Source organism: Devosia sp. SD17-2 (assembly GCF_029201565.1).
Classification (GTDB): Bacteria; Pseudomonadota; Alphaproteobacteria; order Rhizobiales; family Devosiaceae; genus Devosia.
The window spans coordinates 2620929-2643422 of the sequence record NZ_CP104002.1 but is presented as its reverse complement, the minus strand read 5'-3'; the positions used below and the strand labels follow the sequence as shown (position 1 = coordinate 2643422).

Below are 22494 nucleotides of genomic sequence, written 5' to 3'. Positions count from 1 at the left end.
GACAGTTCCTAAAGCGCGACGGGCGCGGCATTGCCCTGCGGGGCGGTACGGATACAGGCGCTGAAATGGCCCGGCGAGATTTCCACGGGTTCAGGCACCACCTTGGCGCAATCCTCGATGGCCAGCGGACAACGCGTGCGGAAGACGCAGCCGGAGGGCGGATTGATCGGGCTCGGAATGTCACCGGTGAGGATGACGCGGTCCGGCCGATGGCGCTTGTCCGGATCGGGCACGGCCGAGAGCAGGGCCTTGGTGTAGGGATGGTTCGGCGTCGAGTAGAGTTTTCGGGTGGGCGCGATTTCCATGACGCGGCCCAGATACATCACGATCACTCGGTCGCTGATGTGCTCCACCACAGCAAGGTCGTGGGCGATGAACAGCATGGTGAGGTTGTACTGCTCCTTGAGGTCCTCAAGAAGATTGACCACCTGCGCCTGGATCGACACGTCGAGCGCGGAAACCGGTTCGTCGGCGACGACGAATTCCGGCTCTACCGCGAGCGCGCGGGCAATACCGATACGCTGGCGCTGGCCGCCCGAGAACTCATGCGGGAAGCGGTCGAGATAGTCGCCCGAAAGGCCGACCTGCTCGAGCAGCTTTACGATGCGGTCTTCGCGCTCGGAGGAGGCGCCGATATTGTGGACCGCCAGGGCATGGCCGAGGACCGTGCGGATCTTTTCGCGCGGATTGAGGCTGGCATAGGGGTCCTGGAAGACGATCTGCATCCGCTTGCGGAACGGCCGCATCTCGGCGGTGCTCAGCTTGGTAATGTCGTAGCCGTCGAACTCGATCTTGCCGCCGGTGGGCTCGACGAGCTTGAGCAGCGTGCGGCCGACCGTGGTCTTGCCCGAGCCGGACTCGCCGACAAGGCCAATGACCTCACCGCGCTTGATGGAGAAGGAGACGTCCGAAACGGCGCGGACATTGTTGACCACGCGATTGAGGATGCCGCCCTTGATGGGGAAGTATTTCTGCAGATTGGTGATCTGCAGCAGATCCCCGGCCGGGGCAGGATTTGGCTTAGGATTGACGCTCATGCGCTTGCCCTCGTCGGCAGGTTGAGTTCCTTCCAGCGGATGCAGCGCACGCTGCGGCCGCCTTCGATTTCCTCGAGTGGCGGCTCGGCGGCGGCGCAGCGGTCTTCTGCATAGGCGCAGCGCGTGCGGAAGCGGCAACCGCTGGGGAGTTTGGTGAGAAGTGGGACATAGCCGGGGATGGCCTGGAGACGGGTCTTCTCCTCGGCGCCCATGCGCGGGATCGACTGCATCAGACCTGCCGTATAGGGCATCAGCGGCTGGCTGAAGAGCTCTTCCACCGTGCCGGTTTCGACGACCTGGCCGGCGTACATGACGACGACGCGCTGGGCCATTTCAGCCACCACGCCCAGATCGTGGGTGATGAACACGATGGCCATGCCCAGACGCTCCTGCAGATTGCGCATGAGGTCGAGGATCTGGGCCTGGATGGTCACGTCGAGCGCGGTGGTCGGCTCGTCGGCGATGAGCACGCTGGGCTCGCAGGCGAGCGCCATGGCGATCATTGCACGCTGGCGCATGCCGCCGGACATTTCGTGCGGGAACTGGCTGGCGCGGCGGGCCGGTTCGGGAATGCCCACGATCTGCAGCATTTCGATGGCGCGCTTGTTGGCCTCGGCCTTGGAGACCTTCTGGTGCTCGATGACCACTTCGGCGATCTGCTGGCCGATGGTGTGCACCGGATTGAGCGAGGTCATCGGCTCCTGGAAGATCATGCCGATGTCGTTGCCGCGGATGCCGCGCATTTCCTTTTCGGAGAGCTTGGCCAGGTCCTTGCCGCGCAGGCGGATCTCGCCGCGGGAGATCTGGCCGATCTTCTTGGGCAGGAGCCGCATGATCGAGAGGCTGGTCACCGACTTGCCGGAGCCGGACTCGCCCACGATGGCGAGCGTTTCACCCGCCTTGACGGTGAAGCTCACGCCGTCGACGGCGCGAACGGTCTGGCCTTCCCCGACGAGGAAGGTGGTCTGCAGATCATCCACCTCGAGCAGGGGAGCCCCTTGCGTCCCGGCGTTGGCAGTTTGTGTTGGAGGCGAAACACTCATGTCATGCGCTCATTCTGTTCAGGGCGGAGGTTCCGGTTGGCGAGGTATAGCGCCCCCAGCCGGGGGCACCGACGATGGATCCGTCATAGACGGTTTGGCCGTTGACGATGGTTCGGACAATTCGACCATTGTAGCGGGCGCCGTAGTAGAGCTGGGCGACGTCCTTGGCGAAGGTGTGCAGCGTGTCCGGAACGATCTCGGTCACGGCGCTCAGATCGACCAGCATCAAATCGGCATCAGCGCCTTCCTCGATACGGCCCTTGCTCGCAAGGCTAAAGCGTTTTGCGGCATTTGCCGACAAAAGTTCAACCGCTTTCTCAAGACTGATCTTGCCGCGACTGACGGCGTCGAGCATGGCCGGGACCAGCACTTCGGAGCCGGGGGAGCCTGGCGGGGCGTCGACGAAATTGTCCTTCTTGGCCAGTTTTTCGGCATGGCTGAAGGCGGCGTGGTCGGTGGTGACGTGGGTGATCACCCCGTCGGTAATCGCCTGCCAGAGCGCATCCTGATCGGCCTGGGTGCGGACCGGCGGATTGATCTTGGCAAAGACGCCGGCCCGAGCGACGTCATCATTGGTGCGGGTGAGATAGTGCGGGCAGGTCTCGGCGGTAAAATCGGACGTACCGGCGAAGGCGCGGAGGATCTTGATCGTCTCGGCGCTGGTCACATGGGCGATGTGCAGCTTTGCCTGGGCCTGGATATTCATCGCCAGCAGCTTGGCCACGGCGACGGATTCGCAGATGGCTGGGCGGGCGGCGAGGTGGCTGGAGGCAAGAGAGAGATCGGCGCCGGCGAGGTCGCGTTCCGCCTGAGCGAGCAGCTGGGCGCTTTCGGCGTGGATGACGACCGGCAGGCCGGTCTTGGCGACGGCCTTGAGGGCGCGCAGCTGGTCGGCTTCGTCCGGGAAGGAAAGGCCGAAGAACTCATCATCCCGGCCTTCGGGGGCAGGGGTGGTGAAGATCTTGTAGCCGATGATGCCGGCGGCCTTCATGGCCGCGACACTGGCGTCAGTCAGATCGCCCGGCGCGGCATAGAGACCAAAATTGATAAAGGCGTGCTCGGCAAAATGGTCCCGACGCATCTCGATCTGCTCGGCCGAATTGCAGCAGGGCTTGCTGATCGGCATTTCGAACAGCGTGGTGATGCCACCAGCCGATGCTGCGCGCGTTTCGGTCTCTACGGTGCCGCGATCCGGATAGGCGGGCGCGCGGATATGAAAATGGATGTCGATGGCACCCGGCAGCACATGCTTGCCGGAGCCATCGATAATGGACGCAGCTGCGCCCTCCCCACGGGGGAGGAGCGCAGCGATCTGGCCAGATGAAATTGCAACATCGAGTTCCACAAGCCCCGATGGGGTGAGGACCGCGGCATTGCGGATGATCGAGTCGTAATTGGCCACTATTTCAGTCCCAGCTCGGTCAGTGCATCGGCCACACCATCGAGATGGCTGAGGTGCATCGAGGCGTAGTTGGGCGCCAGAACGACACCATGACCGCCCGCGCGGTAGGTGGCCATGACGGAGCGATAAGCGATGTCCTTGGTCATCTTGGCCGTTTCCGGCTTGGTGCGCGGCGCGTCGACGCCGAGACCCATATAGACCTTGGCCTTGCCCTCGACGCCGCGGACGGCATCTTCGCACTGGCCATAGACATAGGTGTCCGGATCCATGCCCGCAGCGATAACCTGGCTGTGCGGTGCTTCCTTGAGACCAAGGACGCGGTAGAGCACGGCAGTCGCCTCATCGGCCGAGAAATCACGCAGGATGGTCTTCTGGAAGAAGCCCAGTTCCTTGGTGAACACCTCGCCAGCCTGGTGCTGGTAGGTGATCGGCTTGACGAAGTCGGCGTAGCGGGTCTGCTCTTCCCACGGCCACTGGGCGCGACGGAAGATGTTGAAGTGGTTGCGGTTCCAGACGTTGAGACCGAACGGCATACCGGGCTTGCACCACTTGACGAGGCCATAGAGCTCGCGGTCGAGATCCTTGTTCCGCTCCAGCCAGAAGCGTTCCCAGATCAGGGCTTCCGGATTTTCGAGCAGCTTGCGGATGAAGGTGATGAAGGCACCGTCCGCGAACGACTTGCCGGCCGCTGCTTCCTGCATGAAATCATAAAGGTTCAGCATGGCGCGGCGGCAGGACTCGACGTCGATGCCGCGTTCCATGGCTTCACGACGGGCATGGGTCGAGAAATCGCCCGGTGCGCCGCCCTGGATGAGGGTGTCGAGCGGCGAATTGCGCTCATTGCACCACATCACGCCATCGAGGTCGTAATTGCGCACCTGGTCCTCGATCATCGAGAGGATCCAGTTGCGATAGTCCGGATGGCTGGTCGAGGGATCGCCGGTGAGGCGGCCAAAGATGTCGACTTCCATGGCCTGGGCCAGGTTCGGGATGTCGACCGTATTGGTGGAGCCGTGGCCGGTATATTTGAAGAAGGGCTCCATCAGCTCGATGTAGACCTTCTGGCCGCGTTCATGGGCCTCCGGGATCACCATCTTGAGGATGTCCTTGCCCTCGAACTCTGGGTCGCGGGCGCGGTAGTCCTTAATGAAGGTGCCGTTGTAATAGGCGGGATTGGGGTTGAAATAGGCGCCGCCCTTCATGGCGAAGGGTTCGGGTACGCCATGGTCGGGCCAGCCATCGAGCTGGTGCGAGATGGAGCGACCGGTCTTGAGGCCGAGCCAGGACACAGTGCCCAGCATCAGCACGTTGACGCCGACGCGGTCCTTGAGGGTGTCGAGGACGGTGTCTACGCCTTCATCGAGGAAGCTGATCGGGCTGACCTGAATGCCGACAAACTTTTCGGCGGGGTTAGGCTTGTTCATGGTCAGGCGGCCTTTCCGTGACGGGCCATAAAGCCCTTCATGCGTTCAACAGCGTCCTTGATGACCTCCAGCGGCTGGAGGAAAGACAGGCGGATGTAGCTGGGGTCATGGTCGCCGAACATGGTGCCGGGGAACATCATGACACCGGTTTCGCGCAGCAGCTTTTCGCAGAAATCCGGGGTCGACATGCCGGTGCCGGACACGTTGATGTAGACGTAGAAGGCGCCGCCGGGATTGCCGTAGGTCAGGCCCATTTCGTCGAGCGCCGGCAGGAGGAAGGCGCGGCGTTCGGTATAGGCGTCGATCATCGCCTGGATCGGCTCCATCGGGCCGGTCAGCGCCGCAAGGGCGGCGTACTGCGAGACTGTGCAGGTGTTGATCGAGAGCGTGTGACGCATCTCGGTGACCTTGGTCACGAAATCAGCGGGAGCGGCGAGATAGCCGACGCGCCAGCCGGTCATCGCGAAGGTCTTAGAGAAGCCGTTGAGCGTGATGGTGCGCTCCTTCATCCCCGGCAGGGTGCCGATGGAGAGGTGCTCATTACCGTCATAGATGATCTGGGCGTAGATCTCGTCCGAGACGATGATGATATCGTGCTTGATGGCCAGCTCGGCAATCTGCCGGATCACGGCCGGAGGGGTGACGGCGCCGGTCGGGTTGTTCGGCGAAACCAGCACGAACATGCGCGTCTTGGGCGTGATGCGCTTTTCGATCTCGTTGATGTCGAGCGCGAAATCGTCCTTCTGGAAGGTCGGAACGGGGACGGGCACGCCACCGGCAAAGTTGACGGCGGTGTCATAGGTCATGAAGCGCGGCGAGGTGATGAGCACCTCATCGCCCGGATTGATCAGCGCCAGCATGAGCAGGGTGATCGACTCCTGGACGCCGGCGGTGACGATGATCTCGTCAGCGGTATGGTCGAGGTTGTAGACGTCCGTGAGGTGCTCGGCGATGGCCTGGCGCAGCGCGGGAATACCGGTCGGGCCGGTATAGTGGTGCTGGTTCTCGTCGATGGCCTTCTTGGCCGCCTCGGCAATGTGCTTGGGCGTGTGGAAGTCCGGATCGCCGCGGCCCATGGCGATGACATTGTTCATGCCGGCCGCGATTTCCATCATACGCGAGCGGAAGGAGAGATCTTCCTCGACGATACGGTTTGTCAGCTTGCTTGCGATGGCGCTCATCAGTGCATTCTCTTTCCGGCGATATAGGTCTCGTTGACATGCTCGAGGGCGTAGAGGTCCTCGTCAGGCTTGCCGTCGACGATGATGAAGTCTGCTTCCTTGCCCACTTCGAGCGAGCCGATCTTGGCGTCGAGCTTGGACAGCTGTGCCGCACGGATGGTGGCGGCGCGGATAGCGTCGAGACGGTTGGGGCAAACGCCCACTTCGACCATGAACTCGAGTTCAGGAGCGAGCTTGTCGTGCTCGACGGCCGGGCTGCCGGCGTCGGTGCCGAAGACGATCGGCACGCCGGCCTTGGCAGCGCGGATGAGACCGTCGAAGCGGGTCTTGTCGCCAACGGCGCGCTGACGCTCTTCGATCTTCCACTCAGGGATGCCATAGGCGCGAGCGATTTCCGGCTTGGCCTGGAGGACCAGCGCCGAGAAGGTGGTGACGATCGGGATCTTCTTGTCGAGGAGGATCTGGATGGTCTCGTCGCTCATCGAGCCGCCGTGTTCGACGCAGTCGACACCGAATTCGGCCACGCGACGGATGCAGGCGTCATAGGTGGCGTGGGCGGTGACGGGCAGCTTGTTGCGGTGCGCTTCGTCGATCAGGGCTTCGAGCTCGGCATCGGTGAATTCGAGCGTGTCGTGGCAGGCCATGATCTTGATCAGATCGGCGCCGCCCTTGACCTGATCGCGGACTGCGCGGCGCATTTCGTCGGCGCCGGAAGCCTCGCGGCAGACCCAATAGGTGTGGCCGCCTGTCTGAATGATGGACTCGCCGCTGACCAGAAGGCGCGGGCCGGGAACAATGCCCTGGGCGACAGCCTGCTTGGTGAAGAGATTGGCATTGTGCACGCCAAGGTCGCGAACAAGGGTGATACCCGCGCGGAGCGACTTGAGCATATTGCCCGCGGCCTTATAGGCGCGGATTTCCGGGCTGTCATACATGGACTGGAAAGACAGCTCGTGGATGCCGTCCCAGCTCAGATGGCCATGCGACTGGATGAGGCCGGGGAGCAATGTCTTGCCGCCGGTGTCGCGGACCGCGAGGCCAGCCTCGGGCGTACCAAGATCAGACCGCGCCCCCACGCGCGTGATCTTGCCGCCACGAACTTCAATGAAGCCGTCTTCGATGACTTCATCGCCAACTGCCGTGATGATACGGCCGAGCACGATCTGATCGACCGGCTTGTTGTCGAACATCGGCTTGATGATCTTGGTGTAGTGCCAGAACGGCGGTTCAGCCATGTCACGTCCCCCCTTTAGAGACTGATTATGCGTGTTTCGATGGGATGATCGGCCTGGAGCCGGCTGGGGATTTCGACCCGGTCGGCGTGGACGATCATGGTGTTGATGGTGCGGTAGCCGTCGATCCCCGGCCGGTAGACGCCCGGCTCGTTGGAAAAGACCATGCCGGGCGCAACGACAGTGGTGTCGCCCGGTGCGAGCCACGGAGCTTCATGGCCTTCGACGCCCATGCCATGGCCAATGCGATGGCGGATGGTGTCGCTGAGACCCGCATCCTTGAGGGCAGCGAGGGCAGCGACGTTGACGTCCTGGCAGAGGGCGCCGGGTTTCAGCGCAGCAACGCCGGCGGCGTCGCACGCTTCGAGGGCCTCCATGATGCGGCGCTGTTCTGCGGACATCTCGCCGACGACATAGGTGATGCCGCTTTCGGCGTGATAGCCGCCCAGCGAGCAGCCGACGCCGGAGATCAGCGTGTGGCCGCGCTGCGGCTTGCTGTGGCCGATCGCGCCATGGGGCAGGGCCCCGCGTGGGCCGGTGTGGACGGACGAGGAAATGCCCAGCTTGGTGCCGGCAAAAGCCTCGCCGTAGTTCTTTTTCAGTTCCGCCAGCGCGAAGCTGGTGCTGTCGGCATAGAGGTCGAGCTCGGTGCCGCCCTGGGAGATGATGTCCCCGCCGTTGAGCAGCAGACGCTCAAGGCAGAGATCCGCATAGGTCGCCGCGATGCGGGTGAGTTCCAGCTCCTCGGCCGTCTTTATGTAGCGGCAGGGGGCCGCGAAATCTTCGAGCACGAGGCTTTCCACCATCGCCTCGATGGGGCCGACGAGACGGGCATCGAGCAGGTCGATGGCGATCTTGCGGGCGCCGGATTCCTTGACCATCCAGACGACGGGATGAACGACGCCGGGGAATTCCTCGTAGATCTTGAGGTCAACGCCTTCAACCGGCTCGGCGTTTTCCAGTTCGAGCAGCGGCACGAACAGCGTCGGCTTGCCGTTGAGCGGAATGTAGAGCGCGATGGGGCGCTCATTGACCGAGAAGTGGAAGCCGCAGGCGTAAAAGACATTGGCGGGCGTCAGCAGCAGAACGCCGTCGAGGCCACGCTCCGCCGCCAGCGCGCGGATTCGATCCTGCACGCTGACGCGAAAATCGAGGCCGATCGGACGGACGGGCTTGCGCTCCCGGGTGAGGCTGGTCACAGCCGGCTCTCCTCATCGGGGCCGACAACCTCGAGCTCGGACTTGAGGCCAAGCTCCTTGCCCAGCGCGACCATGTCTTCGAGCACTTCGTCATCAAGCGGCACGCCGGCCTGAGACTTGCGCTCGACGCGACGGGCTTCCTGCTCGCCGGGGATGAGCACTTCGGTGAAGCCGGGACGGGTTTTTCGCGATTTCATCATCTCTGAGAACTCGCCCATGCGCTCCTTGAAGGTCTCGAGCGGCATGAACCACTCGATGTCGATGGCGGTCAGCGTGTGCGAGACGTCGAGCTTCTTGGGATCGGAGTAGGGGGTGAGGCCGAAGCCGCCGCCGCCGAGAACGCCGGTCATGACATCGGTCATGAAGGCGAGCCCGTACCCCTTGTATTCGCCGATGGCGAGGAGGGGGCCGTTCATGGCGGCATTGGGGTCATCGGTGATTTCGCCGTCGGGCGTGAGGGCCCAGTCGAGCGGCATCTTTTTGCCCTCGCGGGCGTGCCAGAGCATCATGCCCTTGCCGGCCGTGGTGAGGGCGAAGTCCATCACGGCGGGGAAGCCGAGATTGGTCGGGGCGGCAATGCCCCATGGATTGGTGCCGGTTGCGCCTTCGCGCGCGCCCCAAGGAGCCATTTCCGGGCCGGCATTGGTAATGGCCATGCCGATGCAACCGGCTTCCATGGCCTGGCAGGCATGGACGGCCGAAGAGCCGTAGTGCGTCGAATTGCGCACGAGCACCTGGCCGATGCCGCTGACCTTGGCCTTCTGGATGGCGAGGCGCATGGCCTTGGCCGCCGCCACTGTGCCGATGCCGTTATGGGCATCGACCAGGGCGAGGGCCGGGCTTTCCTTGACGATCTCCCAGGGCGCCGCCGGATCGACCAGTTTCTGACCGATGCGTTCCTGATAGCGCCGCAGCCGGCGAACCCCCTGGCCATGGCCAGGGTGGAAGCGCAGCTCGGAGAAGATCAGGGCATCGGCAAAAATGGCCGCGTCCTCGGCCGACAGGCCAAGTTTTTCAAACCCCTCGACCATGAAGGTCTGCAGGCTCGGGCGGGTAACGCTGGTCAGGGAGATCGACATGCTTAGTCTTCCAGGCTCAGGAGGGACTTGAGGTTGGTGTCGGGTGCGATGAAGCAGCCGAGCTCGCCCTTCGGAGCGGTCATGATGATGGTGACGCCCGGGCCGTAACCGGCGCGCGGACCATCGGTCTGGCCGACGACGCCGATCGAGATCGCGCCGCGCAGATACCCATGGTTGTAGCGGCTGTCGGTGTTCTCGAAGGCCACGAGATCGCCCAGACGGAGCTGGTCGAGACCGGCTTCCTTGAGGGCCGCGCGGTCGGTCGACTGCATGTGCAGGCTACCGCCTTCCGAGGTGAGGCCGAGACCGGCACCGATGAGGTGGGCCGGAACCTTGGCAACGACGCCGATTTCGAGACGACCGTCGACGACCTTCTTGGGCAGGGCTTCAAAGAGGTTCGGGCCAAGACCCTTGAGCGCGACTTCGGGGTGGCCATCAACAGCCATGCCGGTGCCGAGCGATCGGATGAGGATCTGGTCGCCCACTGCCATGTCGGCGCGAACCGACTTGGGGAAGTGGATGATCAGCTGCTCGGAAAAGCGACCGGACTTGCCGGTGACGACGCCCTTGGCGCCCTGGGCGCGGCCGGTCATGACCACGGCAGTGTTGCCGAGGCAGGCATAGATGTTCAGGCCGCGGTTCTTGAGGTCGTCGCTGCCCTTGATCGAGACGCCGGGATGGATGCAGTCCGCAGCCCAGCCGAAGGCGGTGTCGCCAACCGAGACGTTGTAGACAATGCCGCCCCAGGTGGGGAGGAGGAACGGCTTGCCGTCAGCGGCGAGGCGATAGGGTTCTGCCGGCAGGCCAGCGAAACCCGGATGGGCGATGGCCCCGCCCAGCGAGACGGATACGAGGTCGTTTGCATTGACGGAAATGGTCATTTGGCCTGTCCGATTCCGAAGAAGTTGGCGATATTGGCTTTGGGGTCGATTTCGAAATCGAGGCTGCCGTCGGTGGCGGTCATGATTGTCATGATGCCCGGGCCGTGGCCGGTCATGATGGAATCGCCGTGGATGCAGAGCGCGATGGAAACCGAGCCCTCGCGGTAGGACCGGCCAAAATGGTGGTCTGCGTGGCGGATGGCGATGACGTCGCCAAGGCGCATCTGGTCAATGCCGAGATCGGCCATGAGCTGGCGGTCGCCGCTCATCAGGTCCTGGTCGACATATTCGGAATTGAGTTCTGCACCCGAACCCATGATCTCGATCGGCAGCTCCATGGCGGCTTTCACCTTAAGCTGGCCGTTAGGCTGGCGGGTGATGCCGAGGGCTTCGAGCAGGCGCGGGCTGGTCTTCTTGAACTCAACGCCGGGATAGCCATCGAGTTCGATGCCGCGGCCGATGGCCTCGATCTGAATCTGGTCGCCGATATTGAGCAGCTCGTTCACTTCATCGGGGAAATCCACAAGAAGTCGCGCATGCTCGCCGGTGACAACGCCCTTGGCACCCTTGGCCAGGCCCGAGGTGACGGTCGCCACATTGCCAACGCAGGTCAGGTAGTGAAGAGCGAAGTCAGCCGATTCATTGGGGTGGGCAATGGAAACGCCGGGTTCGACATGGTCGCCGGCCCAGCCGAAAGCACGGTCTCCGGCGCGCGCATTATAGGTCACGCCGAACATGCCGGGCAGCATGATTCCCTTGCCGTCCGGGTGGTGGAGATAGGCGCCGGGGCGCACGGATGGCGTGCTGACATAGCCGCACACGGCCATGGCGACCAGCCGGTCTGCATTGGAGGTGACGCTCGTATTTTCGGTGCTCATTGAGCACTCGCCGTTTTTGCAGAGCTAGTTTTTCTCATTGCTTGACAACCGTTCAATTCCCTGTCCAACATTAGCTCGTCTGATTGTCGACAATCTAATATGTGACATTCAGTACATACGGAACGGGCGGCGTCAAGCACCTGGTGAGAAAAGCAGCAGAAGACCTGCTGGGGGAAGAAAGGTATTTTCGGTCAATGAGTTATGTGAAGCTCATGGAGCGCATTGGGCAGGTCAACGACATGCTGAACGCTCAGTCCATCCTCAGCTGGGATGCGCGGACGATGATGCCGCACGGCGGGCATGAGACGCGTAGCAAGCAGTTGGCGACGCTGTCAGTTTTGACGCGCGATCTGCTTGTCTCGGACGAAACCCGCTCGCTGCTCGACAAGGCCGAGAGCGAAGTCGCCGCTTTTGACGCATCCTCTGTGGAAAAAGGGATGGTCCAGCAGGTTCGCGAAGCCATCGACTACCATCAGGCGATTCCTGCAGACCTGACCCGTCGCCGCGCAGAACTGGGCTCGATCGGCCATGCCATCTGGGCCAAGGCGCGTGCAGAGAATGACTATGCCCATTTTGCTCCACTGATGGAGCAGACGGTCGAGCTGAACCGCGAAATGGCCGAATGCATCGGCTATTCCGAGCATCCTTATGATGCCCTGATGTACCGCTTTGAGCCCGGCGAAACCGTCGCTTCGCTGAAGCCGCTGTTTGCTCGTCTGCGCGAAGGCCTGCTGCCGCTGGTCAAGGCCATTGCGGAAAAGCCCGCTCCGCGCTTTGACTTCCTTGAGCGCATCTATCCGGTCGACAAGCAGCATGCGCTGGCGCTGGAGATGTCCTCCAAGGTTGGCTACGACCTCAACCGCGGTCGCCTCGACACCACGCTGCATCCGTTTGAAGTGTCGTTCACCCGCAACGACGTGCGTATCACGACGCGCTTTTATGAAAACTACATGCCGGCGAGCCTTTTCGGTGCCCTGCATGAGGCTGGCCACGCGCTCTACGAGCAGGGCTCCGACCCGGCCTATGTCCGCACACCATTCGCCACCGATCTTGTCGGTCTCTATGCCGTCAGTGGCGTCAGCTTCGGCGCCCATGAATCGCAGTCGCGCCTGTGGGAAAACCATGTCGGCCGCGCCAAGGCCTTCTGGGAAAACAATTTCGACGTCGCCAAGAGCTACTTCCCAGAGCAGCTGGCTAACGTTTCCGTCGACGAATTCTGGCGCGCCATCAACCGCGTCCGCCCGGGCTTCATCCGCGTCGAGGCTGACGAGCTGACCTATGACTTCCACGTCATGCTGCGCACCGACATCGAAGCGGCGCTGATCGACGGTTCGCTCTCGGTCAAGGACCTGCCCGAAGCCTGGAACGCCAAGATCAAGGAATATCTCGGTCTCGACGTTCCCAATGATGCGCAGGGCGTTCTGCAGGACGTCCACTGGTCGTCCGGCCAGATCGGCACCTTCTGCAACTACACCATCGGCAACGTCATGGCCGGCCAGCTGTTCGAAACCGCCAGCAAGGACGCTGGCATCGCCCAGGGTCTGGCGACCGGCGACTACGATCCGCTGCGCCACTTCATGGTGGAGAACATCCACCAGCATGGCCGCCGCTATACACGCGACGAGCTTTTGGTCCGCACCACCGGCCGCAAGCTCGATCCGGAGCCGTACATCTCGTACCTCAACAAAAAATACTCCGAGATCTACGGGCTCTAAGAGAGGACAAAATGGAACTTTCAAGCCTGCACGCCAATCGCCTGGCGGATCGTATCAAGCTCAAGGAAGAGCACGTCATCACCAAGATGGCGAACATTGCCGAAGGCCTGACCGACGTGATCCGTCTCGGCCGCGGCGATCCCGATCTCGACACGCCTGCCCATATCGTCAAGGCCGGCCAGGATGCGCTGGGTCGTGGTGAGACCCATTATGGCCACCCGCTCGGGCTTCCGGCCCTGCGCACGGCCATTGCCGCCAACATCAAGGCCCATGGCGGCGCCGACTATGCGATCGATGAAATCGTGGTCACCCCTGGTGGCCAGCACGCCATGTTCATCATTGCGCTCTCGCTGCTGAACCCAGGCGACGAAATCATCGTGCCGTGCCCCGGCTACAACCCCTATGGCCAGGCGGCCGAACTCGCCGACGCCACGGTTGTGCCGGTCCGCATGGACATGTCGACCAACTTCACCCTCACCGCAGAGATGGTGAAGAAGCACATCACGCCCAAGTCCAAGGTGCTGGTGCTGATCAACCCGAACAACCCGACCGGCACCGTGACGGCACCGGACGAGGTCGAGAAGATCGCCAAGCTCGCCATCGAGCACGATCTGATCGTGATTTCGGACGAGATCTATGCGCGCCTGACCTATGGCAACCAGCGCATCCAGCCGGTCGCATCGCTCCCGGGCATGCGCGAGCGCACCATCACGCTGTCGGGCTTCTCCAAGGCCTATGCCATGACCGGCTGGCGCGTCGGCTACTTCGCCGGTCCGCGCGAGCTGATCGTGGCCATGGCCGAGATCAACCATGCCTTCGCCATTTCCGTCGCTTCGGTCAGCCAGCACGCCGCGCTCGCCGCACTGACCGGCCCGCAGGAATGCGTCGAAGAGATGCGCCTGACCTATGACGAGCGCCGCAAGGCCATGTGCGAGGGTCTTGATGCACTGGGCATTCCCTATGCCGAGCCGCAGGGCGCCTTCTACGTCTATGCCGACGTATCGGTGGTGGGCCTGCCGGCCAGCGAGTTCTGCCAGCGGCTGCTCGCCGAGGGCAAGGTGATGATCTACCCCGGCATCATCTACGGCGACTATCGCGACGATTTCGTCCGCATGTCGCTGACCCAGTCGGTCGATCGCATCCGCGAAGCCATGGACCGCATCAAATCCGTCGTCGAAACCATCCGCGCTGAGCGCAAATCTGCCTGAGGAAGACCATGTCCGTGAAATCCGACAATCCCAATATCAAGTCCATCAAGCACATGGCCTTCGCCGTCCGCGACGCGAAGGAAGCGCTGAGCGCATATTCCAAGTTCCTGCACGTGCCGACTGACACGCAGATCATCGACTATCCGAAGTCCAAGAACCGTGTCGCGCTCTTCAACCTCGGCGGCATCGAGTACCAGCTGTGCCAGTCGCTGGAAGAGGGCGGTCGTTTCGACGCCTGGATCAAGGAGCGCAACGCTCAGGGCCTGCACCACATCTGCTACGAAGTCGAAAACATTGACGCGGCACTCGACCACGCCAAGTCGCAGGGCGCCGAGCTGCGCATCTGCCAGGCTTGCGGCGTCTATGGCAGCCACCCGCATCCGGAAGGCTTTGTCGCATTCCTCGACAATGACGCCGGCGATGTAGAGATCGAATTCATGCAGGTCTACACGCCTGAAGAACTCGAAAAGTATAACGCATTCAAGGGCATCTAAGAAATGGCCGAACAGAAGACCATCACCGTCGGTACCGCAGTCGCAGCTCCGGGCGAAATCGTCCGCGGTGCGATCCCCGTGACCACCCTGGCCGGCGGCTCCAAGGTTGAGATCCCCGTCGTCATCGTCAATGGCGTCAATCCGGGCCCGGTGTTCTGGGTCGACGGCGCTATCCACGGCGACGAGCCGGAAGGCCCGATGGCCTGCGCCATCGCCCTGCGCGAAGTTGATCCCAAGCAGCTCTCGGGCACGCTGGTCATGGTGCCGGTGCTCAACGTCATGGCATTCGAGAACGCCAACCGCGGCAACCCGCTGGATACGTTCTCCTTCGACATGAACCGCATCTATCCGGGCCGCGCCGATGGCTACCTCAGCGAGCGTATCGCCTGGGCGCACTCGGAATGGATGAGCCAGGTCGCCGACCTCGAAATCTCGATCCACTCGGGTGGCGCGCACTCCTTCCTCGCCAAGGCAATCTTCGTCGACGAGACCCCCGAGTCCGTCGAGCTGGCCAAGGCCATGGGTGAAGGCTGGGGCTGCATCATGTCCAACTTCCTGCCCAAGGGTTCGCCCATGGCGCAGATGAAGGCGATCGGCAAGACCGGCATCACCGTCGAACTCGGTGGCCGTTCGGCAACCTCGCCGGAAGCCTTTGCCAAGGTGTCGCGCGACCTCGCCGACTCCATCATCAACATCCTGCGCCACTACAAGATGTATCCTGGCCAGGCGACCTATCCGACCGACGCGACGCGCGGTCAGCAGGAAGCCCTCCTGGCACCGTGCTCGGGCATCTTCGTGCCGACCCCGGGCGTGGACTTCCTCAAGCCGATGAAGAAGGGCGACTCCATCGCCAAGATCATCAACATCTTCGGCGACGAACTGGCCGAACTGGTTGCACCCGCCGACGGCATGTTCTTCGGCCTGCGCGCACTGCCTAACGTCAACACCGGCGACTGGTGCTGCTTCTTCAACAAGGTTGAGGGGAAGCGAGACTAAAGGTGGGTACCGGGGCAGGGCAGGAAGCAAACATGCGCGATTTCGTGGGATATGCCAACCGGCCCCCAACCGTCCGCTGGCCCGGCAATGCCGGGGTGGCCGTCAACTTCGTCCTCAACTACGAAGAAGGATCCGAGTATTCGGTCGGTGAGGGAGACGGACGTTCCGAATCTGCCCTCATCGAGGTCTCCGCCCCGCGCGTGCCCCAGGGGGACCGCGATCTCGCGTCCGAGAGCATGTACGAGTACGGCTCTCGGGTCGGGTTCTGGCGGCTCTACAGATTGTTCCGGGATCGTAATCTCCCGGTGACGATCTTTGCCGCCGCCCTTGCGCTCGAACGCAATGCGGAGGTGGCTGAAGCCATCGCCGCGACCGACTGGGACTTGGCTGCCCACGGCTATCGCTGGATCGAGCACTACAAGCTCGACGAAGCGACAGAGCGGGAGCACATCGCCAAGGCGCATGAGACGATCCTTCGCGTCATCGGCCGGGCGCCTCAGGGCTGGTATTGCCGCTATAGCCGGAGCGAACGGACCCGACGCCTCGTCGTCGAGCACGGTGGCTACGGCTATGACAGCGACGCCTACAATGACGAGGTTCCCTACTGGACCGAAGTCTCGGGCAAGCAGCACCTTGTGCTGCCCTATTCGCTGGTCACCAACGACGCCAAATTCCTGGCGGGTGGCGGTATCGAGAATCCGGCAGATTATGCCGCTTTCCTGATCGAAAGCTTCGAGGTGCTTCATGCAGAGGGCAAGCAGACTCCGCGCATGATGTCGGTGGGCCTGCATCCGCGGGTCATCGGTCACCCTGGTCGTTTTGCTGGCCTGGTCAAGTTCATCGACCATATCAGCAAGCGCGACGGCGTCTGGATCGCCAAGCGTGAAGACATTGCCGCCCACTGGCGCAAGGTCATGCCCGCGGACGGTGCAGCATGACCAGAACCGTCCGGCTCCGGCCGCTTCCCAGTGTGGAGGAATTTGCGCCATTCGGCACGTTCATCCGCAGGCCGGATAAGCATGGCGAACGCCGCTTCTTCTCCGACTGGTTGGGCGGTGAGGGGCTGGCACCGGTCTTTCACGTCAACTCGATGGCGCCGACAATTTTGCCGGCGCCCATCACCAAGCTGGAACGCCATCCTCACGCGGCGCAGTGCTTCGTGCCGCTGGATGTCGAACGCTACATCGTCACCGTGGCCCCGTCGCTTGCCGATGGCAGCCCGGACCTGGCGGGTCTGCGCAGCTTCATCGTGCCGAGCTCGCTTGGCACGATCTACAAATCCACCGTCTGGCATGCGGGCGCCTCCGTGCTCGATCGGGACGGCGCCTTCGCTGTTCTCATGTGGCGCGGCAGGGACGATGACGACGAGTTCATCGAAATCCCCGCCGTGACCCTTGTTTCTCAGGATTAATCAATGACCCGCACGCCAAAACTCTATGTCCCGGCCATCACGCCCTTCAAGGCTGATCTGAGCATCGACACCGAGCGGTTCATCGCGAACTCGAAGGCTCTGCTGGATGACGGCGCCGATGGCCTGGCGCCATTCGGTACCACCAGTGAAGCCAATTCCATGTCGGTGGCAGAACGCATCGAACTGCTCGATGCGCTGATCGATAGCGGCATCGCCGCCGACCGGCTAATCCCCGGTACCGGCTGCGCGGCGTTGACCGACAGTATTGCGCTGACCCGCCATGCGGTGTCGCGCGGGTGCCTCGGCACGCTGTCTCTGCCGCCGTTCTACTACAAGGGCGTGCCGGAGCAGGGGATCGTCGACAGCTTCTCCGCGATCATTGACGCCGTGGCCGAAGAGAAACTGCGCATCTATCTCTACCACATTCCGCAGATGACCGGCGTGCCGGTGACCCTGACGCTGATTGAAGCGCTGATGGCCAAGTTCCCTGGCATTTTCGTTGGCCTCAAGGACAGCTCGGGCAATTGGGAAAACACCCATTCCGTCATCAAGGCCTTCCCCGAGCTCGACGTCTATTCAGCGTCCGAAGCACTGATCCCGCAGAATGTCGCAGCCGGTGGTGCGGGTTGCATCAGCGCCTCAGCCAACGTAAACGCACGCAATATCAAGGCGTTGATGGCAGCGCTTGGGACGGAGAAGGAAGCCGCGATCGCTGCCGGCGTCACCGAAGTGCGCAAGATATTTGAAGGCCTGCCGTTGATCCCGGCGATCAAGGCTGCTGCCGCTGCACGCCATAAGGACCAGAGCTACGCCATCGTCCGCCCGCCGTTCGTCAAGCTTGCCGATAGCCATCAGGCTGCGATCGATCGCGCCGTCCAGCTTGCAGAAACCGAGGTCTGAATGAGCCCCGCCGGTTCCACCTCCGACATCTCCCGTATCGAAAACGTGCCACTGCGCGTCTCGGTGGCCGAGATCATTCGGAAGGCAATTATCGATGGGACCATGCGCCCCGGGACGCCGATCGTGGAGATGGCCCTGGCGGACCAGCTCAGCGTCTCTCGCGCTCCGGTACGGGAGGCAATCCAGATCCTCGAGGCCGACGGGCTGATCGAGAGCGTTCCCTACAAGGGCAAGCGCGTAAAGCCGCTGACCCTCAAGGAAGTCGAGGAGCTCTATAGCCTGCGCGAACAGTTCGAGGCTTTCGCCATTCGGCGTGTCGTCGAGCGCAAGTCTGACATCTCGACCCTGCGCGGGCACAGCGACGACATGTTCGCGTCGGCAGAGCGGGGCGACTTTTCCAGCCTCATGCAGTCCGACGAGGCGTTTCATCGCGACCTGATCAAGGCGGCGGACCACGCTCTCATGCTCAGCATGTGGGACAATCTCTACCTGCGCATTCGTCAGATCATGGCATTGCGTAACAGCGCCAACCGCGACCTGCGCGAGGTCGCTGCCAAGCATCCGCCGATCGTGGATGCCATCGAGAGCGGCGACATGATCCTGGCGATCTCGCTGATCTCCGACCACACGCGTTCCGCGTCCCAGATCCGTCCGGAAGAACTGGGGATCGAGGTATGACGCGTCGCGCTCTGATTACCGGTGCCGGTGGTTTCGTTGGGGGGTTCCTCACGAAGGGCCTGCTCGACGCCGGTTATGCGGTAACTGGCCTCGACCAGTTTTTCGACGAATTTGCCCGGGCCAGTCTGGCCGGTGCCGAGCTCGTCGAAAGCGATATCACGGCCGAAGTGCTGGACGGCCTGGGCGGCTTTGACCTCGTCATTCATGGCGCGGCGATCACCTCGCCATCGCCCGAAGCGGGCCTCTCCGCTTTCGATTGCCTGCGTATCAACTGCGAGACCACGCTCGCCGTGCTCGCCAAGGCACGCGCCTGCGGGGCAAAGGACTTTGTCCTGCTCTCGTCCTCTGGTGTGTTCCGCTCCGAAGACGCCGATGGGGTGTTGCTGGAAAGCACACCGGCACGCGCGACCATTCCCTATGCCATTGCCAAGCGGGCAGGGGAGCTGCTGCTCGAAACCGAATTGCCCGGAGAGATGCGGGCCATCGCTATTCGCCTCGGCCCCATCTATGGCCCGGGCGAGCGCGTGCGCCAGACCCGCCAATATATGTCGCCGCTCCGTCGCTGGATCGAAGCCGGTCGCAATGGCGATGCCATTGTCGTTGACCTGCCGCGCTCGCGCCGCGACTGGACCTATGGCCCGGACCTGCCCAAGGCGCTGCTGGCGCTGCTCGACCGCCAGCCCGCCATCTCCGGCGTCATCCATTTCACCTCCGGCGAGGATATCGACGATGTCGAACTTGCCGAGATGATTGCTGCAAAATACGGGGTCGAGGTTCGGCTGGCCGAGGCTGCCGACTATCGCGTGCCCATGACCAGTGAAATCGTGCCGCCTTCCGACCTCTTCGGTTGGACTGCTCTGGCCTCTGGTCTCAATTCGGTCATGGAGGACCGCCCATGACACTGCGTCTTATCCTCGTCGGGCTCGGTGCCCGTGCCCAGTTCTGGATGCGTGTGATCAAGGACAATCCTGATTGCACCATTGTCGGGCTGATCGATCCCAGTGAAGCAGCGCGCGAGCGTGCGCTCGCCCAGTGGCCGAACGCAACCGCCTCAGCCGATCTCGACATCGTGGGCAAGATCGAAGCCGACGCCATCGTCCTGATTACCCCGCCGGGTGGCCGCGAAGCGCAGATGGAGGCGGCCTGCCGCGCAAAGCTGCCGATCCTGGCCGAAAAGCCGCTCGCAGACAGTGTGCCGCTGGCCAAGCGCTATGTCGAAATGGCCGAGGAAGCCGGCGTGCCGTTGATGGTTGGCCTCAATTTCCGCTACCTGCCGGTTACGCAAAAGACCATGTCGCTGTTCGACACTACTGTCGGCAAGCCGGAATTTTCGCGGTTCACCTATGAGCGCTGGCGTGATGGGACGCTGGCACGGCTGAACAAATACCCCCTCACCATGGCCCAGCCCATGCTGTGGGAACAGTCGATCCACCACTTCGACCTCATGCGCTATGTCTACCAGTCTGAGCTGGTCTCGGTCTCGGCCAAGACCTTCAATCCCAGCTGGTCGATGTATGCCGACGACGCCAATGTCAGCGCGCTGTTCACCTTCGCCAATGGGGTGATCGTCATCTACCAGGGCACCTGGCAGTCGAACTGGCAGGAGCCGGGCTTCACCTGGCGCCATGAGTGTGCCGAAGGCGTGGTCATGCAGAACGACCAGTTCGGTGACCTGCATTTCGCCCTCCGACACGACAAGCAGCTGACCAGCGTTGAACTGCCGCCCTATGAGCAGTGGTACAACGACGCCGTCCTGCTGCTTGAAGCCTTTGTGGCCGCCCTCAAGGGCGAGGCCGAGCTTCAGTGTTCCGGTCGCGACCACCTGCGATCGCTGCACATGGTTGAGGCCTGCATCATTTCATCAACCGAAAACCGTACGGTCGACATCACAGAATTCGGTGCCGAAAGCGGCTCGAACGAGAAGGTCGTCCGCTCAAATCCTGCTGCCCACGTGGAGCAGGTCTGAGAGCGTATGACTGCAACCGGGGCTAGCGCCCTGGGGACTGAAAGAGGGTGCCCTGCGCGAGTGCAGGGTGGGCCCATGCCGAAGTGGAGTGCCACTCGTGCGGCTGGGTATGCGAGCAGGATGTGCGGGGATGTCTCCGCAAGTCCGTAGGACGGTGACCTGGGCGGGAACACAGGGCGCCTTATCCATTCAACAGGGAGTTACTCGTAATGACCAATATCAGAGCTTTGCTCATGGCAGGCGTTGCAGTGTTCGCTGCACCAGCGCTCGCTGTGGCACAGTCCGCAGACACCATAACCGTCGGTATCAGTGCGGACGCGAACACTTTTGACCCCGCAGCTATCTCCAGCCGCGACAACTCGAACATCGCCAAGCACATCTTTGGTACGCTGTACGAGATCACCCCCGAGGGTGATATTGTCCCGGACCTGGCCGAAAGCTACGTCGAGGCAGAAGACGGCAAGTCATATACCTACACGCTGCGCGAAGGCCTCGTTTGCGAGGATGGCGAAGCGTTGACGGCTGAAGACGCGGCCTATTCCTTCAACCGTGCAGCCGATCCGGCCAATGCCTTCACCGGCAATACGCCCGGCTTTGTCTATTCCTCGATCCAGTTCGCCGGCGCCGAGGCCATCAGCGAGCGCGAGGTCAAGATCAACCTTGGCCAGAAGAACCCGGTGTCCTTCGGTCTGATCGCTGAAGTGTTCATTCACTGCAAGGACAGCTACGAGGCAATGTCCCTCGCAGATGCTGCCAGCACGCCGATCGGCTCGGGCCCCTATAAACTCGCTTCGTGGGATCGTGGCAGCCAGGTCGTGCTTGAGCGCGTCAAGGAAGATGAAGCCAATGCCCAGACCATCGTCTGGCGCATCATTCCCGAAGCTTCGACCCGTTCGGCCGAGCTTATTGCGGGTAATGTCGACATCATCACCAATGTCGCACCTGACCAGCTCGACGCCGTCAACGGCTCCGGGAACGCCGAAGTCAAGGCAGTGCAGGGCACGCGCCGCATGTACGTTGGTTTCAACCAGCGTCAGGACTTCGCTGATGGCAGCGAAGGCGGCAAGGCTATCCAGGAAACCGCGGTGCGCGTTGCACTGCAGTACGCAGTCGACGTTCCGGCGATCTGCTCGCAGCTGCTGAATTTCGAGTGCACCCGTGCCAACGGCCTGGTGAACCCGCCGAACGACAACAAGTCGCTCGAACCCTATGCCTATGATCCGGAAATGGCCGAAAAGCTCCTCGACGAGGCTGGCTATCCCCGCGGTGAAGACGGCGTTCGCTTCGAAATCACCATGCAGGCTCCGCGTGGTCGTTACCTCAACGACGCAAACGTCGCTCTCGCCGTCGGCCAGTATCTGTCCGACATCGGCGTCCAGACCAACGTCGAACTGCTCGAATGGGCATCCGTCTACGTGCCGCTGATCAGCGCCCACGATGCCGGCCCGATGTTCTTCCTGGGCACTGGTGGTGGTACGTGGAGCCCGCTCTACGACATGACCGACCTGTCCACCCCGACTGCCGGTACCAACTACACCGAATGGGACAACCCGGAGTGGTTTGACGGCTGGGCGGAGATCTCCGCCGCCAAGACCGATGAGGAACGCCGTGTCGTCATCGATCGCATGCTCGAAGTCTTCTACAACGATCCGCCGTGGCTGATGATGTACTTCCAGCCCGACTTCTACGGCGTGTCCAAGCGTGTCGACTTCCAGCCTCGTCGTGACGAGAAGGTCTACCTTTTCGACACCACGATTGCTGCCAACTAAT

Annotated in this window: 21 protein-coding genes; 11 read left to right on the top strand and 10 right to left on the bottom strand. The window is 62.4% G+C overall.

Features of this window, described 5'->3' with window-relative positions; genetic code table 11:
* Positions 1 to 8 precede the first annotated feature (8 nt).
* The 10 genes from NYQ88_RS12920 to NYQ88_RS12875 are packed head-to-tail and all read right to left on the bottom strand — an operon-like array spanning position 9 to position 11356.
* The gene (locus NYQ88_RS12920) at positions 9 to 1037 is read right to left on the bottom strand and encodes an ABC transporter ATP-binding protein (protein ID WP_275651544.1); all 1029 of its coding nucleotides are present in this window, start codon (positions 1035 to 1037) and stop codon (positions 9 to 11) included.
* Positions 1034 to 2080, bottom strand: a complete 1047-nt coding sequence (locus NYQ88_RS12915) for an ABC transporter ATP-binding protein (RefSeq protein WP_275651543.1) — start codon at positions 2078 to 2080, stop codon at positions 1034 to 1036. The genes NYQ88_RS12920 and NYQ88_RS12915 overlap by 4 nt, the downstream gene beginning before the upstream one ends.
* A 1-nt stretch (position 2081) precedes the next feature.
* On the bottom strand, positions 2082 to 3482 hold the full coding sequence (locus tag NYQ88_RS12910) for a dihydroorotase family protein (protein ID WP_275651542.1): 1401 nt from the start codon (positions 3480 to 3482) through the stop codon (positions 2082 to 2084).
* A complete protein-coding gene (locus NYQ88_RS12905; RefSeq protein WP_275651541.1) occupies positions 3482 to 4906 on the bottom strand; it encodes a hypothetical protein in 1425 nt (474 codons plus the stop codon). Before NYQ88_RS12905 ends, NYQ88_RS12910 begins: the two co-directional genes overlap by 1 nt.
* Positions 4907 to 4908: 2 nt before the next feature.
* Entirely contained in the window at positions 4909 to 6087 is a 1179-nt protein-coding gene (locus tag NYQ88_RS12900) for a pyridoxal phosphate-dependent aminotransferase (protein ID WP_275651540.1), read from the bottom strand.
* Positions 6087 to 7322 (bottom strand): amidohydrolase family protein, encoded by a 1236-nt coding sequence (locus NYQ88_RS12895; RefSeq protein ID WP_275651539.1) that lies wholly within the window; start codon positions 7320 to 7322, stop codon positions 6087 to 6089. The genes NYQ88_RS12900 and NYQ88_RS12895 overlap by 1 nt, the downstream gene beginning before the upstream one ends.
* A 14-nt stretch (positions 7323 to 7336) precedes the next feature.
* A complete protein-coding gene (locus NYQ88_RS12890) occupies positions 7337 to 8518 on the bottom strand; it encodes a Xaa-Pro peptidase family protein (RefSeq protein ID WP_275651538.1) in 1182 nt (393 codons plus the stop codon).
* Complete coding sequence (locus NYQ88_RS12885; RefSeq protein ID WP_275651537.1) at positions 8515 to 9597, bottom strand: Ldh family oxidoreductase; 1083 nt, start codon at positions 9595 to 9597, stop codon at positions 8515 to 8517. Before NYQ88_RS12885 ends, NYQ88_RS12890 begins: the two co-directional genes overlap by 4 nt.
* A 2-nt stretch (positions 9598 to 9599) precedes the next feature.
* Positions 9600 to 10478: a DUF4438 domain-containing protein gene (locus NYQ88_RS12880; RefSeq protein ID WP_275651536.1), complete on the bottom strand. Its 879-nt coding sequence runs from the start codon at positions 10476 to 10478 to the stop codon at positions 9600 to 9602.
* Positions 10475 to 11356 carry a DUF4438 domain-containing protein gene (locus NYQ88_RS12875; protein ID WP_275651535.1) on the bottom strand — a complete coding sequence of 294 codons (882 nt, stop codon included), beginning with the start codon at positions 11354 to 11356 and terminating at the stop codon, positions 10475 to 10477. Before NYQ88_RS12875 ends, NYQ88_RS12880 begins: the two co-directional genes overlap by 4 nt.
* A gap of 194 nt (positions 11357 to 11550) precedes the next feature.
* On the opposite strand from NYQ88_RS12875, the gene NYQ88_RS12870 reads away from it, so the two are divergent.
* From NYQ88_RS12870 to NYQ88_RS12820, 11 genes are all read left to right on the top strand, one after another.
* The gene (locus tag NYQ88_RS12870; protein ID WP_275651534.1) at positions 11551 to 13071 is read left to right on the top strand and encodes a carboxypeptidase M32; all 1521 of its coding nucleotides are present in this window, start codon (positions 11551 to 11553) and stop codon (positions 13069 to 13071) included.
* Positions 13072 to 13082: 11 nt separating this feature from the next.
* Positions 13083 to 14279 (top strand): pyridoxal phosphate-dependent aminotransferase, encoded by a 1197-nt coding sequence (locus NYQ88_RS12865; protein ID WP_275651533.1) that lies wholly within the window; start codon positions 13083 to 13085, stop codon positions 14277 to 14279.
* Between the two features lie 8 nt (positions 14280 to 14287).
* The gene (locus tag NYQ88_RS12860) at positions 14288 to 14773 is read left to right on the top strand and encodes a VOC family protein (protein ID WP_275651532.1); all 486 of its coding nucleotides are present in this window, start codon (positions 14288 to 14290) and stop codon (positions 14771 to 14773) included.
* A 3-nt stretch (positions 14774 to 14776) separates the two neighbouring features.
* Positions 14777 to 15769 (top strand): M14 family metallopeptidase, encoded by a 993-nt coding sequence (locus NYQ88_RS12855; RefSeq protein ID WP_275651531.1) that lies wholly within the window; start codon positions 14777 to 14779, stop codon positions 15767 to 15769.
* A gap of 32 nt (positions 15770 to 15801) precedes the next feature.
* The gene (locus tag NYQ88_RS12850; protein WP_275651530.1) at positions 15802 to 16707 is read left to right on the top strand and encodes a polysaccharide deacetylase family protein; all 906 of its coding nucleotides are present in this window, start codon (positions 15802 to 15804) and stop codon (positions 16705 to 16707) included.
* Positions 16704 to 17180, top strand: a complete 477-nt coding sequence (locus NYQ88_RS12845; RefSeq protein ID WP_275651529.1) for an ureidoglycolate lyase — start codon at positions 16704 to 16706, stop codon at positions 17178 to 17180. The genes NYQ88_RS12850 and NYQ88_RS12845 overlap by 4 nt, the downstream gene beginning before the upstream one ends.
* 3 nt (positions 17181 to 17183) lie before the next feature.
* The gene (locus tag NYQ88_RS12840) at positions 17184 to 18080 is read left to right on the top strand and encodes a dihydrodipicolinate synthase family protein (RefSeq protein ID WP_275651528.1); all 897 of its coding nucleotides are present in this window, start codon (positions 17184 to 17186) and stop codon (positions 18078 to 18080) included.
* The gene (locus NYQ88_RS12835) at positions 18081 to 18758 is read left to right on the top strand and encodes a GntR family transcriptional regulator (protein ID WP_275651527.1); all 678 of its coding nucleotides are present in this window, start codon (positions 18081 to 18083) and stop codon (positions 18756 to 18758) included.
* The gene (locus NYQ88_RS12830; protein ID WP_275651526.1) at positions 18755 to 19657 is read left to right on the top strand and encodes an NAD(P)-dependent oxidoreductase; all 903 of its coding nucleotides are present in this window, start codon (positions 18755 to 18757) and stop codon (positions 19655 to 19657) included. Before NYQ88_RS12835 ends, NYQ88_RS12830 begins: the two co-directional genes overlap by 4 nt.
* Entirely contained in the window at positions 19654 to 20724 is a 1071-nt protein-coding gene (locus NYQ88_RS12825; RefSeq protein ID WP_275651525.1) for a Gfo/Idh/MocA family oxidoreductase, read from the top strand. Before NYQ88_RS12830 ends, NYQ88_RS12825 begins: the two co-directional genes overlap by 4 nt.
* A gap of 209 nt (positions 20725 to 20933) precedes the next feature.
* Positions 20934 to 22493 (top strand): ABC transporter substrate-binding protein, encoded by a 1560-nt coding sequence (locus NYQ88_RS12820; protein ID WP_275651524.1) that lies wholly within the window; start codon positions 20934 to 20936, stop codon positions 22491 to 22493.
* Position 22494: the final 1 nt, after the last annotated feature.

Coding starts and splice junctions, on each gene's coding strand:
- NYQ88_RS12920 (WP_275651544.1), bottom strand. CDS start 1,037: ATGAGCGTCAATCCTAAGCCAAATCCTGCCCCGGCCGGGGATCTGCTG.
- NYQ88_RS12915 (WP_275651543.1), bottom strand. CDS start 2,080: ATGAGTGTTTCGCCTCCAACACAAACTGCCAACGCCGGGACGCAAGGG.
- NYQ88_RS12905 (WP_275651541.1), bottom strand. CDS start 4,906: ATGAACAAGCCTAACCCCGCCGAAAAGTTTGTCGGCATTCAGGTCAGC.
- NYQ88_RS12900 (WP_275651540.1), bottom strand. CDS start 6,087: ATGAGCGCCATCGCAAGCAAGCTGACAAACCGTATCGTCGAGGAAGAT.
- NYQ88_RS12895 (WP_275651539.1), bottom strand. CDS start 7,322: ATGGCTGAACCGCCGTTCTGGCACTACACCAAGATCATCAAGCCGATG.
- NYQ88_RS12885 (WP_275651537.1), bottom strand. CDS start 9,597: ATGTCGATCTCCCTGACCAGCGTTACCCGCCCGAGCCTGCAGACCTTC.
- NYQ88_RS12880 (WP_275651536.1), bottom strand. CDS start 10,478: ATGACCATTTCCGTCAATGCAAACGACCTCGTATCCGTCTCGCTGGGC.
- NYQ88_RS12875 (WP_275651535.1), bottom strand. CDS start 11,356: ATGAGCACCGAAAATACGAGCGTCACCTCCAATGCAGACCGGCTGGTC.
- NYQ88_RS12870 (WP_275651534.1), top strand. CDS start 11,551: ATGAGTTATGTGAAGCTCATGGAGCGCATTGGGCAGGTCAACGACATG.
- NYQ88_RS12865 (WP_275651533.1), top strand. CDS start 13,083: ATGGAACTTTCAAGCCTGCACGCCAATCGCCTGGCGGATCGTATCAAG.
- NYQ88_RS12860 (WP_275651532.1), top strand. CDS start 14,288: ATGTCCGTGAAATCCGACAATCCCAATATCAAGTCCATCAAGCACATG.
- NYQ88_RS12855 (WP_275651531.1), top strand. CDS start 14,777: ATGGCCGAACAGAAGACCATCACCGTCGGTACCGCAGTCGCAGCTCCG.
- NYQ88_RS12850 (WP_275651530.1), top strand. CDS start 15,802: ATGCGCGATTTCGTGGGATATGCCAACCGGCCCCCAACCGTCCGCTGG.
- NYQ88_RS12845 (WP_275651529.1), top strand. CDS start 16,704: ATGACCAGAACCGTCCGGCTCCGGCCGCTTCCCAGTGTGGAGGAATTT.
- NYQ88_RS12840 (WP_275651528.1), top strand. CDS start 17,184: ATGACCCGCACGCCAAAACTCTATGTCCCGGCCATCACGCCCTTCAAG.
- NYQ88_RS12835 (WP_275651527.1), top strand. CDS start 18,081: ATGAGCCCCGCCGGTTCCACCTCCGACATCTCCCGTATCGAAAACGTG.
- NYQ88_RS12830 (WP_275651526.1), top strand. CDS start 18,755: ATGACGCGTCGCGCTCTGATTACCGGTGCCGGTGGTTTCGTTGGGGGG.
- NYQ88_RS12825 (WP_275651525.1), top strand. CDS start 19,654: ATGACACTGCGTCTTATCCTCGTCGGGCTCGGTGCCCGTGCCCAGTTC.
- NYQ88_RS12820 (WP_275651524.1), top strand. CDS start 20,934: ATGACCAATATCAGAGCTTTGCTCATGGCAGGCGTTGCAGTGTTCGCT.